This window comes from Arenibacterium sp. CAU 1754, from assembly GCF_054482635.1.
Genome location: NZ_JBTLRG010000002.1, coordinates 67,530 through 81,987, shown reverse-complemented (window position 1 = coordinate 81,987; position 14,458 = coordinate 67,530). Strand labels below are relative to the sequence as shown.

General features: G+C 60.4%; 13 protein-coding genes and 1 tRNA gene. 3 read left to right on the top strand and 11 right to left on the bottom strand.

Annotated features, from left to right (window positions below; genetic code table 11):
* Nucleotides 1-2: 2 nt before the first annotated feature.
* The 5 genes from ACXYMO_RS07015 to dctP all read right to left on the bottom strand — a co-directional run bounded on the left by ACXYMO_RS07015 (nucleotide 3) and on the right by dctP (nucleotide 5,704).
* Nucleotides 3-1,526, bottom strand: coding sequence for a malonate--CoA ligase (locus tag ACXYMO_RS07015; RefSeq protein ID WP_458877978.1), 1,524 nt, complete (start codon nucleotides 1,524-1,526; stop codon nucleotides 3-5).
* A gap of 6 nt (nucleotides 1,527-1,532) precedes the next feature.
* On the bottom strand, nucleotides 1,533-2,786 hold the full coding sequence (locus ACXYMO_RS07010) for a malonyl-CoA decarboxylase (protein WP_458877977.1): 1,254 nt from the start codon (nucleotides 2,784-2,786) through the stop codon (nucleotides 1,533-1,535).
* Nucleotides 2,783-4,099, bottom strand: a complete 1,317-nt coding sequence (locus tag ACXYMO_RS07005) for a TRAP transporter large permease (RefSeq protein WP_458877976.1) — start codon at nucleotides 4,097-4,099, stop codon at nucleotides 2,783-2,785. Before ACXYMO_RS07005 ends, ACXYMO_RS07010 begins: the two co-directional genes overlap by 4 nt.
* The gene (locus ACXYMO_RS07000; RefSeq protein ID WP_458877975.1) at nucleotides 4,099-4,647 is read right to left on the bottom strand and encodes a TRAP transporter small permease; all 549 of its coding nucleotides are present in this window, start codon (nucleotides 4,645-4,647) and stop codon (nucleotides 4,099-4,101) included. Before ACXYMO_RS07000 ends, ACXYMO_RS07005 begins: the two co-directional genes overlap by 1 nt.
* 70 nt (nucleotides 4,648-4,717) lie before the next feature.
* Complete coding sequence (gene dctP / locus ACXYMO_RS06995) at nucleotides 4,718-5,704, bottom strand: TRAP transporter substrate-binding protein DctP (protein WP_458879055.1); 987 nt, start codon at nucleotides 5,702-5,704, stop codon at nucleotides 4,718-4,720.
* A gap of 133 nt (nucleotides 5,705-5,837) precedes the next feature.
* On the opposite strand from dctP, the gene ACXYMO_RS06990 reads away from it, so the two are divergent.
* On the top strand, nucleotides 5,838-6,494 hold the full coding sequence (locus tag ACXYMO_RS06990) for a GntR family transcriptional regulator (protein WP_458877974.1): 657 nt from the start codon (nucleotides 5,838-5,840) through the stop codon (nucleotides 6,492-6,494).
* A gap of 11 nt (nucleotides 6,495-6,505) precedes the next feature.
* Here the strand turns inward: ACXYMO_RS06990 and ACXYMO_RS06985 are convergent.
* A tRNA-Arg gene (locus ACXYMO_RS06985) sits at nucleotides 6,506-6,582 on the bottom strand.
* Between the two features lie 116 nt (nucleotides 6,583-6,698).
* Between ACXYMO_RS06985 and ACXYMO_RS06980 the strand changes: the two genes are divergently transcribed.
* Nucleotides 6,699-7,724 carry a LacI family DNA-binding transcriptional regulator gene (locus ACXYMO_RS06980; RefSeq protein WP_458877973.1) on the top strand — a complete coding sequence of 342 codons (1,026 nt, stop codon included), beginning with the start codon at nucleotides 6,699-6,701 and terminating at the stop codon, nucleotides 7,722-7,724.
* Nucleotides 7,725-7,728: 4 nt separating this feature from the next.
* Nucleotides 7,729-8,943, top strand: coding sequence for a winged helix-turn-helix domain-containing protein (locus ACXYMO_RS06975; RefSeq protein ID WP_458877972.1), 1,215 nt, complete (start codon nucleotides 7,729-7,731; stop codon nucleotides 8,941-8,943).
* Here the strand turns inward: ACXYMO_RS06975 and ACXYMO_RS06970 are convergent.
* The 5 genes from ACXYMO_RS06970 to boxB all read right to left on the bottom strand — a co-directional run bounded on the left by ACXYMO_RS06970 (nucleotide 8,940) and on the right by boxB (nucleotide 14,441).
* Nucleotides 8,940-9,911, bottom strand: coding sequence for a 3-hydroxyacyl-CoA dehydrogenase family protein (locus tag ACXYMO_RS06970; RefSeq protein WP_458877971.1), 972 nt, complete (start codon nucleotides 9,909-9,911; stop codon nucleotides 8,940-8,942). The genes ACXYMO_RS06975 and ACXYMO_RS06970 overlap by 4 nt on opposite strands.
* Before the next feature lie 80 nt (nucleotides 9,912-9,991).
* Complete coding sequence (locus ACXYMO_RS06965) at nucleotides 9,992-10,909, bottom strand: helix-turn-helix transcriptional regulator (protein ID WP_458877970.1); 918 nt, start codon at nucleotides 10,907-10,909, stop codon at nucleotides 9,992-9,994.
* An 89-nt stretch (nucleotides 10,910-10,998) separates the two neighbouring features.
* Complete coding sequence (locus tag ACXYMO_RS06960) at nucleotides 10,999-11,424, bottom strand: acyl-CoA thioesterase (protein WP_458877969.1); 426 nt, start codon at nucleotides 11,422-11,424, stop codon at nucleotides 10,999-11,001.
* Nucleotides 11,425-12,621, bottom strand: coding sequence for a benzoyl-CoA 2,3-epoxidase subunit BoxA (boxA, locus tag ACXYMO_RS06955; protein WP_458877968.1), 1,197 nt, complete (start codon nucleotides 12,619-12,621; stop codon nucleotides 11,425-11,427).
* 368 nt (nucleotides 12,622-12,989) lie between these two features.
* Complete coding sequence (boxB, locus tag ACXYMO_RS06950) at nucleotides 12,990-14,441, bottom strand: benzoyl-CoA 2,3-epoxidase subunit BoxB (RefSeq protein WP_458877967.1); 1,452 nt, start codon at nucleotides 14,439-14,441, stop codon at nucleotides 12,990-12,992.
* Between the last annotated feature and the right edge of the window lie 17 nt (nucleotides 14,442-14,458).

The window sequence follows — 14,458 nt, the reverse complement described above, 5'->3', positions numbered from 1 at the left end:
GGTCAACCCTGGGTGGGTTGGAACAGTCCTGCGTATTCTTCGCGCAAGATGTTCTTTTGCACCTTGCCCATCGTGTTGCGCGGCAGCGCGTCCAACAGGATGAGTTTGCGGGGATGTTTGAACCGCGCCAGCGACTGTTTCACCGTCTCCATGATCTGAACTTCGTCTGGGGTCTGGCCCGGTTCGGGCACGATCACGCCCACGACCGTTTCCCCGAAATCGGGATGCGGCACGCCGATCACGGCGCTTTCCAGAACGCCGGGCTGTTCGTCCAGCACCAGTTCGATTTCTTTGGGATAGATATTGTAGCCGCCGGAAATGATCAGGTCCTTGTTGCGCCCCACGATATGGATGTAGCCATCGGCATCGACCGTACCCAGATCGCCGGTGATAAAGAACCCGTCGGCGCGCAACTCGGCCGCCGTTTTCTCGGGCATCTGCCAATATCCCTTGAACACGTTCTGGCCGCGCACCTCGATCTGGCCGACTTCGCCGGTGGGCAGCGTGTCGCCCGTGGCCGGATCCGTGATCTTGAGCTCGACCCCCGGCAAGGGAAAGCCAACCGTGCCGGCGCGCCGGTCCCCGTCATAGGGGTTCGAGGTGTTCATGTTGGTTTCCGTCATCCCATAGCGTTCCAGGATTCGGTGGCCTGTGCGCTCCTCGAACCGGACATGGGTTTCAGCCAACAACGGCGCACTGCCCGAAATGAACAGGCGCATATGCGCGCTCAGGTCCCTGGTGAACCGCTCATCATCCAGAAGCCGGGTGTAGAAGGTCGGCACGCCCATCATCGTTGTTGCCCTGGGCAAAAGCCGGATAATGGCGTCCTGATCGAACTTGGGCAGGAAGATCATGCTGCCCCCCGCGATAAGCGTGATGTTCGTCGCCACGAACAGGCCATGCGTGTGAAAGATCGGCAAGGCATGCAACAGGACATCCGTTTCCGTGAACCGCCACAGGTCCGCCAGCGTTTCGGAGTTGGACAGCAGGTTCGCCTGTGTCAGCATCGCCCCCTTGGACCGCCCCGTGGTGCCCGAGGTGTAAAGGAACGCGGCCAGATCATCGGCATCGCGCGCCACGGTCTCAAAATGCTCGGGCATGGACTGCGCTCGCGTGGTCAGCGACCCTGATCCGTCCGCGTTCAGCGTTTCGATCTGCGCGCCCAGACCGGCCGCCACCGGGGTCAGCCCCTCGCGCGCGGAGCCATCACACACAACCAGCGCGGCGCCGCTGTTTTCGATGAAATAGGTCAGCTCATCCACGGTATAGGCCGTGTTCAGCGGCAAAAAGATCAGCCCCGCCTGAACGCAGGCCCCGTAAAGCGCCAGCGCCTGGGGCGATTTTTCGATCTGCGCGGCAACGCGATCACCCGGTTTCAACCCGGCCTCGGTTAGCGCATGGGCGATTTGCGCGACCAGCGCGACAAACGCGCGATGGGTGATTTCGCTGCCATCCGGCAGGATCAGGAATGGCGTGTCCTTGGTCGCATGCGCTCCGAACAGTCGATCATATAGGGGGTTTGCCATCTCGTCTTATCCTTGTGCCAACAATTTCGCTGCGGCATTGCTCAGCGTTTTGACCTCGCCCGAGGCGGTGACCTCTTGTGTCGCGGCGAATTTTTCGTGGTTCTGGGCCACTTTTTTCAGATCGTAAAGATAGTTCACCATCGCACCCGCCGATTGCGCGCGCCCCTTGTCTGAAATATCGGCGTTCCCGTGAACCGCATGCACAATCGCGCCGTTGCCCAGATGGAACCGCGCGACCGGGTCCAGCGGGGCATTACCGCGCCCTTTGGCCGTCAGCAGGTAATGCGCCGCCAGCGCGCGCACCGTCTCGGGGGTGTCCGCGTCCAGGGCAATGTTTTCGCGTTCGACCCAGCGCATGAATCCGGGAATGGGCGACAGGGTAACAAAGGTTTTTAACCCCCGCTGATCCACCGACAGATCCGCCGCCACCTGTTTGATCAGCGAATTGCCAAACGAAATGCTGGCCAGCCCGACCTGACAGTTCGAGATGGAATAGAACACCGCCGTATCGGCCTGATCCGGCGACATGCTGACACGATCATCGGCCAGCAATTCCTGAATGGAGCCGGGAACACCCTTGGTCAGGGCCACCTCGACAAATATCAACGGCTCATCCGGCATCGAGGGGTGGAAGAACGCAAAACACCGCCGGTCCGCCGGTTCCAGACGGCGGCGCAGGTCGTCCCAGCTGTCGATGGCGTGCACGGCCTCATAGGCGATTATCTTTTCGAGGATATGCGCCGGACTGGCCCAGCTGATCGGGCGCAACACCAGAAAACCCCGGTTGAACCAGGATGCAAAGAGATGGCGGAAATCCTGATCCAGCGCCTGCAATTCGGGTTCGTCCCCGCCCAGGCGCAGCAGGTCGGCCCGCATACGCACCAACTGCCCGGTGGCGCCGGGCACCTGGTTCAGTCGGCGGATCAATTCCTGCCGCGGCGGTTCCGCGGCCGTCATATAGGCTCGGTAGGTGTCCTTTGACGGTTCGGCCTCATACGCATCCAGCGTTGTGCGCACCGCTTGCGGGTCAATGTTCATGGCGCTGGCCAGGTGGCGGAACACGGTCAGCTTGGCCGCGTCCTCAAGCGTTTCAAACCGCGCAAGGAACTGCCCGGCAAGGGCCAGCCCGGATGTTTCCCCCGTCGAACTGACCAGCGCCGTGGCCAGTTCTTCCAGCGGGCGATTGTCCCAGTTCGTCGCCAGCGTGGCGCGATAGCGCCGCTCGAAAACCGTGGACAGAAGATCGGCAAGCAAAGTCACAGCCCGGCCCCCATCACATAGTTCGGCAACCATGTTGCCAGACCTGGAAACACGCACAACAGGATAATCGCCAGGATCATGCAGGCCACAAACGGCAGTGACCCTGTCAGAATGGTTTTCAGCGAAATATCCGGCGCGATGCCGTTGATGACATAAAGGTTCAGACCCACAGGCGGCGAAATCAGGCCGATCTCCATGTTGATGGTCAGAACGACCGCAAACCAGATCGGGTCGAACCCGGCGGTGGTGATGATTGGCAACAGGATCGGCGCAGCCATCAGGATCACCGCCACCGGCGGCAGGAAGAACCCCGCAATCAGCAAAAAGACGTTGATCGCGCCCATTAGAACCCAGCGGCTGACATCCAGCGTTCCGATCCATTCGGCAATCGACTGGGTGATGAACAGCGATGACAGCATGTAGGAAAACACACCCGCCGCCGCGATGATGAACAGGATCATCACGGATTCCTTGGTGCTGTCACGCAGCACCACCCACAAATCGCGCGGGTTCCATAGTTTATAGATGATCACCGCGATCAACAGGCACAACAACGCACCCACGGCGGCCGTTTCCGAGGGCGTCGCGATGCCGCCATACATCGCATAGAGAACACCCAGAATGATCGCCAGAAATGGCAGGACCCGCGGCAGGATCTCGAACCGCTCCTTCCAGCTATAGCTGCCTCGGCCAAGCGTGGCGGCATTGCCCGACTTCCACGTGGAATAGAGCGACCAGGCCATGAACAACCCAACCAGCAGCAGGCCCGGAATGACGCCCGCCAGAAACAGCCGCCCGATCGAGGTTTCGGTGGCGATGCCATAGACGATCATCGTGACGGAGGGCGGGATCAGAATACCCAGCGTTCCACCCGCGGCAATCGACCCGGCGGCCACCCCGTCGGGATATCCCCGTTTGCGCATTTCCGGGATGCCCATCTTGCCAATCGCGGCGCAGGTGGCCGGCGACGATCCGGACATCGCCGCGAACAGGGCACAGGCCCCAAGGTTGGAAATGACCAATCCGCCCGGCACGCGTGTCAGCCAACGCTCCAATGCCTCATAAAGGTCGGCCCCCGCCCGGGTCGAGGCGATGGACGACCCCATGATGATGAACATCGGGATCGAAAGCAGCGCAAAGTTGTCCAGTTTCCCGAACAGGATTTCCGGCATCAATTCAAGCGAGCGCATGCCATCGAACGCCATCAGGAACCCCGCCGACACGATCAAAAGACCGATGGCAACAGAAACCCCGGAAAACAGAACCAGAATGGTGGCAATCGCGACCAGTGCGCCCAACAACAGCGGATCCATCAGTGGTCCTCCAGTCCGAAAGGTTTATCAATGCCAAGAACGACGGCAACCAGATCGGCGGTCAGTTGCAACAACAACAGGCCGAACCCGATGGGAATGGACAGGTAGGGAATCCACAGGCGCACGCCCCAGACAGTGTCGGATTTCCAGCCGCGCGCATAAGCAAAGTGCCAGTAGTCATAGCCGTACCACAGCATGACCGCGATAATGGCAATCGACATGGTCAGGGTCAGGATGGCCATCCAGAACCGCGCCCGAACCGGTAGGGAAATCGGGATCAGATCGACGTTCACATGCCCGCGCAGACGCTGGACATAGGGCAACCCGATCAGGGTTGCGGCGACGACCAGGTAGATCACCGCCTCGGTCTGCCAAACGGTGGACCCGTTCAGAACAAACCGGATGAAAATCATCTGGCAGGTGATCGCAACCGCCGCCACGATCATGGCGGCCGAGACCCATCCCGCAATCGTGGAAATCGCGGCCACCGCGCGCAAAAAGGGGTTATTTCCGACATGCGCTATCGCTGCCGAGCTTTGGCCCGCCATACCGATCTCCCATAACGTGAGTATTTGTATTTGGGTCGGGGCAGCGCGCCTTGCGCCGCCCCTGAAACGATCACTCGACCGCCAGCGCCATATCCAGCAATTGCTGACCATCGGGCACTTCTTCGACAAAGGCCTTATAGGATGTGTCCTGCGCAATCGCGCGCCAGGCGTTGAAATCTTCCTGGGTCATCTCGGCAATCTCGACACCGGCCTGCTTGAACACCTCGACCGAGGCTGCATCCTGTTTCTTGGCCTCTTCCAGGTAATAGGCTTCGGCCTTGGCCGCACCGGCCAGCAGGGCCTGTTGCTGTGCTTCGGTCAGACCTTCAAAGGTCGACTTGTTCATCAAAAGCGGCTGATACATGAACCACAACGCCACATCGCCCGCGGGAGTGTAGCATTTCACCTGCTCATAGATGCGATAGGACACGAAGGACGACGACGATGTGTTCGCCGCGTTCAGAACGCCGGTCTGCATCGCGTTATAGATTTCGGACGACGCCATCGACGCAATCGATGCCCCGGCCCCGGCAAGCATCTGTTCAAATGCCTTGCCTGCTGCGCGGGTCTGCAAACCGGCCACATCCTCGGGCTTTGTGATGCACTTGTCCTTGCCGGCAAAACCACCAGCCAGATAACCGTGGACCAGAACCATGACGTCATCTTCGGCCATCTTGGCCTCAAGCGCCTCCATGAAGGGCGAATTGCTCAGACGTGCGGCGTGATCGTGGTTTTTCACCAGACCGGGCATCAGCGTCAGGTTATAGGCCGGTTGCTGACCGCCCGCATAGCTGAGCGGCAGAACCGTCATGTCCAGCTGTCCCCGGCTGAGCGGTTTATACTGCTCGCGCGGCTTGAACAGCGACTTTGAGCCGAAGATCTTGATTTCCAGATCGACATCGGCGGCGGCGACTTCGTTGGCGACAATTTCGGCGACCTTATGGCGCACGTCCTTGTTCGACCACTGATGCGACAAACGCAGTTCGGTGGCCTGCGCGGTTCCCGCCGCAGCAAACAACGCGACAGCCGCAACTGCGGCTTTCAGCTTGGTGTTCATGGAATCCTCCCGTTTGGAATGCCCGAATTTGCGGGTCATTGCCCCACTATGGGTATCATGTTTTTTCTGTCAACTTTTTTGTATACAAGAATTTCATCTTTGAATTTTTCGATCTGAATGGTACCAGCGAAATATGGAGAAACGACGTGCAGATGGGATTGCCGAGGAACTGGAGGAGCTGATCTTCAGCGGCACCTATTGCGATGGCGACCGGTTGGATGAAATCAGACTGGCCGATCATTTCGGCGTCTCGCGCACCCCTGTCCGCGAGGCATTTCAACGGCTTGCCCTCTCCGGCCTCGTCGAACAGATCCCGCGCCGCGGCGTGTTCGTGCGCCAGCCCGGCCCGGTCGAACTGATGGAGATGTTCGAGGTCATGGCCGAACTTGAAGCCGCCTGCGGACGCCTTGCCGCGATCCGCATCACCGATGCCGCGCTGGGTGAATTGCGCGACGCCAACCGCAAATGCCAGCAAGCGGTCGAAGCCGGAGATCATGATTCCTATTACCGCGAAAACGAACGGTTCCACCGCATCATCTATAACCAGTCGGGCAACCGGTTTCTGGAACAAGAGGCCCTGCGCCTGCACCGCCGCCTGAAACCGTTCCGCCGCCAGCAACTGCGCCTGCGCGGACGTCTGAACCAATCCATGGCCGAACACGAGGCGATCGTTCAGGCCCTGACCGACGCCAACGCCAACACCGCCGCCAGCGCATTGCGTCAGCACGTCGCCGTACAGGGTGAAAAATTCCACCACCTGATGGCCAGCCTGAAACCGGCGGCCGAATAAGCCTGATTGAATGGCGACCCCGGCAGGATTCGAACCTGCAACCTGCCCCTTAGGAGGGGGCTGCTCTATCCAGTTGAGCCACGGGGCCGTCCGAGACCGCTCATACCCGCAAAAACCGGCGATGTCATCGCCTTAGCTGCGCAGTTGATAAGGTTCCTGTGTTTGCGGTAACGTCCGGACAACCCAATTCAGAAAGTTCCGCATTTGTCGTCAGAATCCAAACGACCGCTCACCCTTCGCGATGTGTCCGAAGCGTCGGGTGTCTCAGAAATGACTGTCAGCCGTGTGCTGCGCAACCGCGGCGACGTGTCAGACGCGACCCGCGCCAAGGTTCTCGCGGCGGCCAAGGAACTGGGCTATGTCCCCAACAAGATCGCAGGGGCGCTGGCGTCGAGCCGGGTGAACCTTGTGGCGGTGATCATCCCGTCCCTGTCCAACATGGTGTTTCCCGAGGTTCTGACCGGCATCAATCAGGTGCTGGAAGACACCGAATTGCAGCCCGTCGTTGGCGTCACGGATTACCTGCCCGAGAAAGAGGAACGGGTACTGTATGAAATGCTGTCCTGGCGCCCGTCGGGTGTGATCATTGCGGGGCTGGAACACTCCGAGGCGTCGCGCGCCATGCTTGAAGCGGCCGGAATCCCGGTGGTGGAAATTATGGACACGGATGGCAAACCGATCGACGCGATGGTGGGGATTTCCCACCGCCGCGCGGGGCGCGAAATGGCCAGTGCGATCCTGAAAGCCGGGTATCGCCACATCGGCTTCATGGGCACGAAAATGCCGCTCGACCATCGCGCGCGCAAACGGTTCGAAGGCTTTACCGAGGTGCTGGCCAAAAACGGTGTTGAAATCGAAGATCGCGATTTTTATTCCGGCGGGTCGGCGTTGGCCAAGGGCCGCGAAATGACACAGGCCATGCTGGAACGCTCGCCCGATCTGGATTTCCTCTATTACTCGAACGACATGATCGGGGCCGGTGGCCTGCTTTACCTGCTGGAACAGGGCATTGATGTGCCCGGGCAAATCGGTCTTGCCGGGTTTAACGGGGTTGAGTTGTTGCAGGGTCTTCCCCGCCAGCTGGCCACGATGGACGCCTGCCGTCTGGAAATCGGGCGCAAGGCGGCCGAGATCATCGTTGCGCGTCTCGCCGAACCGCCGGAAGAAACCGAAACACAAGTCACCTTGGTGCCGACCATTGCCTATGGCGACACGCTGAAACGGCGCTGATGCCATGGCGGTCACCCGGCTAGACAACCGCAGCGCACGGCGCCTGTTTCTGGACCGGCATGCCTTGGCCGAAACGCCCAGCGGACCCGCGAAAGGGACTGATCTTGCCCAGTTGATCCAGCAGCTGGGGTTCGTTCAGCTGGATAGCATCAACACGGTTGCGCGCGCCCATGACCTGATCCTGTTTGCGCGCCGCCCGGCCTATCGCTCCAAACATCTCAAGCGGCTGTATGAAACCGACCGGGCGCTGTTTGAACACTGGACCCATGACGCCGCCGTCATCCCGATGGATTTCTACCCCCACTGGCATCTGCGGTTCCAACGCGACGCTGACACGTTGAAATCCCGGTGGCGCAACTGGCGTCGCGATGGGTTTGAGCAACGGTTTGAAACGGTTTTGCAGCATATCCGCGACCACGGGCCGGTTTGTTCCTCGGACCTGGGAACGGATGAAAAGAAAACCAGCGGCGGCTGGTGGGATTGGCACCCATCGAAAACCGCGCTGGAATATCTGTGGCGCAGCGGCGCGTTGACGGTCACCGGGCGCGACGGTTTCCAGAAACGCTATGATCTGACCGAGCGCGTGATCGACAAGGCCCTGTTGCACGACCAGGCGCGCCCTGATCCCGAATATAGTGTTGACTGGCTGTGCAATGCGGCGCTGGATCGGCTTGGGTTTGCAACCTCTGGCGAACTGGCCGCGTTCTGGGACACCGTCACCCCGGCCGAGGCCAAGACGTGGTGCGCCGATCAGGTGGCGCGGGGGCGGATCATCCCGGTCGAAATAGACTGTGTCGGCGGTGCCACCCGATCGGTTTTTGGACGTCCCGATATTGCCGAGGAGGCGGCCACCCTGGCCCCGCCGACGGGGCGGATGCGCGTTCTCAGCCCCTTTGACCCCGCCTTGCGCGACCGGGCACGGGCCGAGCGCCTGTTTGGCTTTCATTACCGGATCGAGGTTTTCGTGCCCGCCGCAAAGCGCAAGTTCGGCTATTACGTCTTTCCGCTGCTTGAAGGCGACCGGCTGGTCGGGCGCATCGACATGAAGGCGCACCGCGATCAGGATCGTCTGGCTGTGACCGCCCTTTGGCCCGAACGCGGGGTACGCTGGTCCCCTGCGCGCATTTCACGGCTTGAATCGGAACTGACCCGCATCGCCCGACTGGCGAGCGTATCGCAGGTAGATTTCGCCGCCGACTGGATGCGTGACCCGGTCTAGCCGCGCCACCCGGGACGGTGCGCATCGGCCCAGTCCGCCGGCCCGCCCATGTCGGCAGGGAACCCGAACCCCAGGCGCGCCACGGTGTTGATATCGGCAACCTTGGCCGCGGTGCCATCGGCCAGCATGTCGGCCACTTCCTGCGCCATTGCCAGGATCAGCCGGGTCTGAACCTCATCTGCGGTAAATTCACGCGGTTCGACCCCTGCAAACCGGGCCTCTTCGCGGATCAGATCCTCGACCAGCGGATCGATCACCGCGCCGCCTCCGCCGGGGTACCTGTAGAATCCAACGCCGACCTTCTGGCCCAGACGCCCCTCTTCCACCATGCGGTCAAAGATCAGGCTGACCGGTGCGCCACTGGCCTTGCGGTCGGCATAGGCCCGGTCCAGCCCGATCAGATCCTGCGCCTGGAACGGGCCCAGATCGAACCCGAAGGCGACCATTGCCTCGTCCACCTCGTGTGGAATGGCGCCCTGCATCAGCAAGTCTTCGCAGGTTCGGATCATCCGCCGCTCAAGACGCACGCCGATCGAGGGGCGATCCAACGGGGCACGGACCGGCGTTTTGCCCATCAAGGTAACCAGATCGAACGCCGCTGGCAGCGCTTCTTCCGCAGCAAGCGAACAGGGGGCAATTTCAACCAGTGACCGCAGGTGCACGGGTGCGAACAGATGCAAATGAACCAACCGCTGTTGCAGTGCGGTGCTGCCCTGTTCAGCCGCCACCCCGCATCCCGTCAGGGTCAGCAGGGCGGTTCCCGGCGCAACCTGGTCCAGCACCTGGGCCATCCGGGTCATGCGCTGTTCGGGCGGCGCGTCCAACGCCTCGATCACGGCATCCGCCCCGGCGACATCCGTCAGATCGGTGCTGATGCTGGGCAACAGCCGCTGCGCCGCTGCGCGCGACAGGAAAAACCCCGCGCGTTCGGCCGCGTGGGCATCATCCTCGATCAGCGTGATGCGCAAACCCGCCTGAACCAGGGCGACCGCGCAGTCCAGCGCGCCGGGCCCTGTGCCCAGAATGACCGCTCTTGCGCGTGCCAGGCTCAGACCAGAAACCCCCGGCTGTCAATCAGTTCAAGCAATTGCTTCAGGGACGCGTCCACCGACTTTCCGGACGTGTTCAACTGCGCCATCGCGCGCGCATAGAGGGATTCGCGTGTCGTCAAGATCGACTTCAACTGCTCCATCGCTTCGGGGTTGCCCGCCATCGGGCGTTCATCCCCCTGCGCGCGCACACGGGCCATGTGTTCATCCGGGGTCGTCTTGATCCAGATGGTATGAAAATGGTTGAGCAGGGTGTTGTAGGTGTCCGGTTCGCCAACAATGCCCCCGGCGACAGCCAGAATCATCGTGTCATAGGTACAGATGACCCGGTTGATCGCTTCGGCCTCAAGCTGGCGATAGCCTTCCTGGCCATACAGGGCCAGAACCTCGTCCACCGGCATGCCACTGTGTTCTTCGATCTCGCGGTTCAGTTCGACGAACGGAATCCCAAGCGCCTTGCCCGCCAGTGTGCCCAAGGTTGATTTACCCGCCCCGCGCAGGCCGACGAGGCAGATGCGATGCGCGCGCTTGGATTCCAGTGTCTCGGGACTGAGGGTGCGCAGTACGGCCTGCTGCACATCGGGGCTGGCCGCGCGAAACAGATCGCTGACGCGACGGGCGTCGGAGGACCATGGATCAACTTCGCCCAACAACCACTCGATACGATGATCAAGGGCAATCGCGACCCGCTGCAGCAACCCGATCGAAATATTGCCCTCGCCCGCCTCAAGCTGGGCCAGGTAGCGCGGCGACACGCCCGAAATTTCAGACAGCACGCGACGCGGTATGCCCTTCATCTCACGCGCCTTGCGGACACGTTCGCCCACGCGCGCGATCAGGGCGGCGACCGATGCGTCGGGCGACCCGTTGGCCGGGTCCGCTCGTGTCTCTCCGCGGAAATTGGTGATTTCGGTCATGCCTGCGCCATTGTGTAATATATTGCACAACCTAGAACGACAGCCCGGCGCGATCAAACGCTTTCACGGCGACGCCGCCCGGTTCCGTATCAGGATTGCAACAAAGGCTCGACAATTTCACGAATGTCGGGCGGTGCGGGCTGGCTGTTGACAGTGCCAGCAACCACGAACACGCAAACGAACCGCCCCTCGAAACACAAAATGCCGTCCTGTCGGCCCAGCACTCTGAATTCGATCGATTTTTCGCCCAGCCGTACGGGCGCGACTTCGCACATCAGTCGGTGGCGCGGGGTCACGGGTGACCGGAAATCCAGTGACAGGTGAACAAACGGCGTGCCGAACCCGCGATCGAGTTCCATCTGATACCAGCCGTCGCCATCCAGGTGATGTTCCCACCAGGCATTGATCGCCTGCAATGCAAATTCCGGCAGCCGCCCGGTATAGGCAATTCGCGCCGGGTCGCAATCCCCCCAGGTCACGCGGATTTCATGTTCGAACGGCACAGGCCGGTTCATTCAATAGGTTTCCACGTGGTAGCGGCCGTCCTCGCGCATGGCATCGCGCACGTCGGTCCAGTTCAACCCGGCGCTGCGCGCGATATCGGAAAGCGCCTCTTCGACACCCTTTTCCATCGCTTTCAGCCCGCAGATATAGATGTACCCGGCCGGATCTTTCAGCAGTTCCGCCACCTGGGCGGATTCTTCGCGCAACTTGTCCTGCACATATTGCTTGGGCGCGTTTTCCTCGCGGGAAAAGGCGAACACCTTTTTGAGGAAATGTTCCGGCACCTTCTTCAGCGGTCCGAAATAGGGCAACTCACCCGGGCGGCGCGCACCAAAGACTAATGTCATGCTTTCCTTGGCAGACGCGTTTTCGCGCTGGCGGCGCATGGTGAAGCCGCGGAACGGGGCCGAGCCGGTGCCGGTACAGATCATCAGCAGATGTGCATTCGGATCGGACGGCAACAGGAAGGTCGCGCCGAACGGGCCGGTCAGTTTCACCTTGTCCCCGGACTTGAGGTCGCAGACATAATTCGAACACAGGCCCTGATCCTCACGTTTCACGGTCAGCGACAGGTTGTTGAAATTGGGCCGCTCGCCATCGCGGGGGCTGGACACGGAATAGAGCCGCGGCAGGTGCGGTTTGCCCTCGTCATCGGTTCCGGGCGGAATGATCCCGACGCTCTGCCCTTCGAGAACCGGGAACGGAAGCCCGCCAAGGTCCAGAATGATGTGGCGTACGTCGCTGTCGCTGGCTTCGTCCGTCAGGCGATAATTGCCCTGAACGGTGGCCTCGGCAGGTTTGCCAAGGTTGTACATGTTGATCGTCGGCCTGGACGCAGAGGCCGGGGCCTTGGCCTTGCCACCGGCGCCTTTATGCGCCTCGGCCAGAAGGGCGGCCATGGCATCGTCCAACGCCTCCAGGCTGGTGTCATCCCCGCCTGCGGCGCTTTCCAGTTCTTCCTGCTCGGGCAGTTCCATCCACTCGTATTGTGCGTCCAGCGAATACGGCTCGTTCACGACGCGCCATTCATCGATGGACCCGGTGGGACAAACAGGAATGCAATCCATGCAGAAATTACACTTGGAAGCGTCCACGACGACATTGTTGTCGTCATGCTCGATGGCCTCCAGCGGACAGGTCATTTCGCAAGTGTAGCAGCGGATGCAGATTTCAGGATCGATAAGGTGCTGTTTCAGCGGTTTGTTCATTGAGTCTCGCGTTTTCTGGACAATACCAGGTCCGGAACCAGCAAGGCATCAATCAGGGCCGTACACAGCCCGTTGCATCCTTTGCATCCAACGCAAGGACCGTGCAGATCCGAAAGTTGCATGGCAAGTCCGTTGGTGTTGCTAACGTCGGGATGGGTGCGATTGATGTTCATGGTTTAAGCTCCGGTACAAATGACTTGGGTACAAACAATTCGATAAAATGAGTCGCGAGACATGAATGTGTCCCAGACCACGATACCACACCCAAACCGATTCACGCAAAACTTGACGCCGCCGGATGGATAATTGTTTGCGAAAAGGGGCCAATGAGCCCCCCCCATGTCATTGTTTAGGGTTTTGGCAGTCCGTTATGCCATGTGGAGTTTGACGTATTCGAAATCGCCGGGCTTGTTGTCGATGCCGACTTTCGGCGCCGCGATCCAGCTGGCGTATTTGCCGGGCTCGAAACAGGGTTTCATCAGTGACTGGATGAAATCGCCGTCCGCATGGGTCGGCAGCCAGGTCGGCAGGCCGCGGTCATACTCATCACCCAACACGAGGTTGCCGTCAGGGTCGAAATTCTTGCCCGAGAACACACCGATCTTACGGTTGAACGCCTGGTGCGGCAGCTTCAGTTCGAACTCGATCCCGGCTTTTTCGATTATCTTGTTCCAGCGGCCGACACCGCCCGCTGCATCGCGGACATAATCATCGCGCAGGCGCATGTTGATCGCCGTCAGCGCCGGCACGTCGCGCTCGATCAGCACGCCGTTCTCGATGTCGAGCACCTTATAGGTGTCGTTTTGCAGCTTGTGGTCGTCCTTGATGCGGGTCTCCATATAGCGGCCCTTGATGCCCGCATTGAACGCGTTGGCCGCGTTGGTCGAAACCTCCTGTCCGAACAGGTCGAGCGACAGCGTATAGTGCAGGTTCAGCTTTTTCTGGATGGTCTGCAGGTCGATCACACCCAGGTCGCGGATCTTGTTCGTATCAAACGGGTCCGAAATCCCCGCCTTGTTCATCGCCTCAACCGTGGCCTGGATCGTCCGGCCCACGCCGGTTTCACCGACGAACATGTGATGCGCTTCTTCGGTCAGCATGAACCGGCAGGTGCGCGACAGCGGATCAAAACCCGATTGCGCCAGCGATTCCAGCTGCATCTTGCCATCGCGGTCGGTGAAATAGGTGAACATGAAGAAGGACAGCCAATCGGGCGTTTCTTCGTTGAACGCGCCCAGCATCCGCGGTGCCTCTTCCGAACCCGAAGAGCGGATCAGCAGATCGTTCGCCTCTTCCCGGCCATCGCGGCCGAAATATTTTTGCAGCAGGTAGACCATCGCCCACAGGTGACGGCCCTCTTCTACGTTGACCTGGAACAGGTTGCGCATGTCGTAAAGCGACGGCGCGGTCAGGCCCAGGAAACGCTGCTGTTCAACCGATCCCGGCTCGGTATCGCCCTGAATGACGATCAGGCGCTTCAGCAGGTTGCGGTATTCACCGGGCACTTCCTGCCAGGCGGGTTCGCCCATATGTTCGCCACAGGGAATGATCCGGTCCTCGACCTGCGGCGCCAACAAGACGCCCCAGCGGTATTCCGGCATCTTCACATAATCGAACTTTGCCCAGCCCTTGGGGTCAACCGATACGGCGGTGCGCAGGTAAACCATGCTTTCCTGAAAGTTCTGCGGGATCAGGTCGTTCCACCAGTTGATGTAACCGGGGTGCCATTTTTCCAGCGCTTTCAGAACTTTCTTGTCTTCGGACAGCCCCACGTTATTGGGGATTTGCGTGTCATAACTGACGTTGATCAGATCGAGCATTTGAGGTCTCCCTTATG

Coding starts and splice junctions, on each gene's coding strand:
- ACXYMO_RS07015 (WP_458877978.1), bottom strand. CDS start 1,526: ATGGCAAACCCCCTATATGATCGACTGTTCGGAGCGCATGCGACCAAG.
- ACXYMO_RS07005 (WP_458877976.1), bottom strand. CDS start 4,099: ATGGATCCGCTGTTGTTGGGCGCACTGGTCGCGATTGCCACCATTCTG.
- ACXYMO_RS07000 (WP_458877975.1), bottom strand. CDS start 4,647: ATGGCGGGCCAAAGCTCGGCAGCGATAGCGCATGTCGGAAATAACCCC.
- dctP (WP_458879055.1), bottom strand. CDS start 5,704: ATGAACACCAAGCTGAAAGCCGCAGTTGCGGCTGTCGCGTTGTTTGCT.
- ACXYMO_RS06990 (WP_458877974.1), top strand. CDS start 5,838: ATGGAGAAACGACGTGCAGATGGGATTGCCGAGGAACTGGAGGAGCTG.
- ACXYMO_RS06975 (WP_458877972.1), top strand. CDS start 7,729: ATGGCGGTCACCCGGCTAGACAACCGCAGCGCACGGCGCCTGTTTCTG.
- ACXYMO_RS06965 (WP_458877970.1), bottom strand. CDS start 10,909: ATGACCGAAATCACCAATTTCCGCGGAGAGACACGAGCGGACCCGGCC.
- ACXYMO_RS06960 (WP_458877969.1), bottom strand. CDS start 11,424: ATGAACCGGCCTGTGCCGTTCGAACATGAAATCCGCGTGACCTGGGGG.
- boxA (WP_458877968.1), bottom strand. CDS start 12,621: ATGAACAAACCGCTGAAACAGCACCTTATCGATCCTGAAATCTGCATC.
- boxB (WP_458877967.1), bottom strand. CDS start 14,441: ATGCTCGATCTGATCAACGTCAGTTATGACACGCAAATCCCCAATAAC.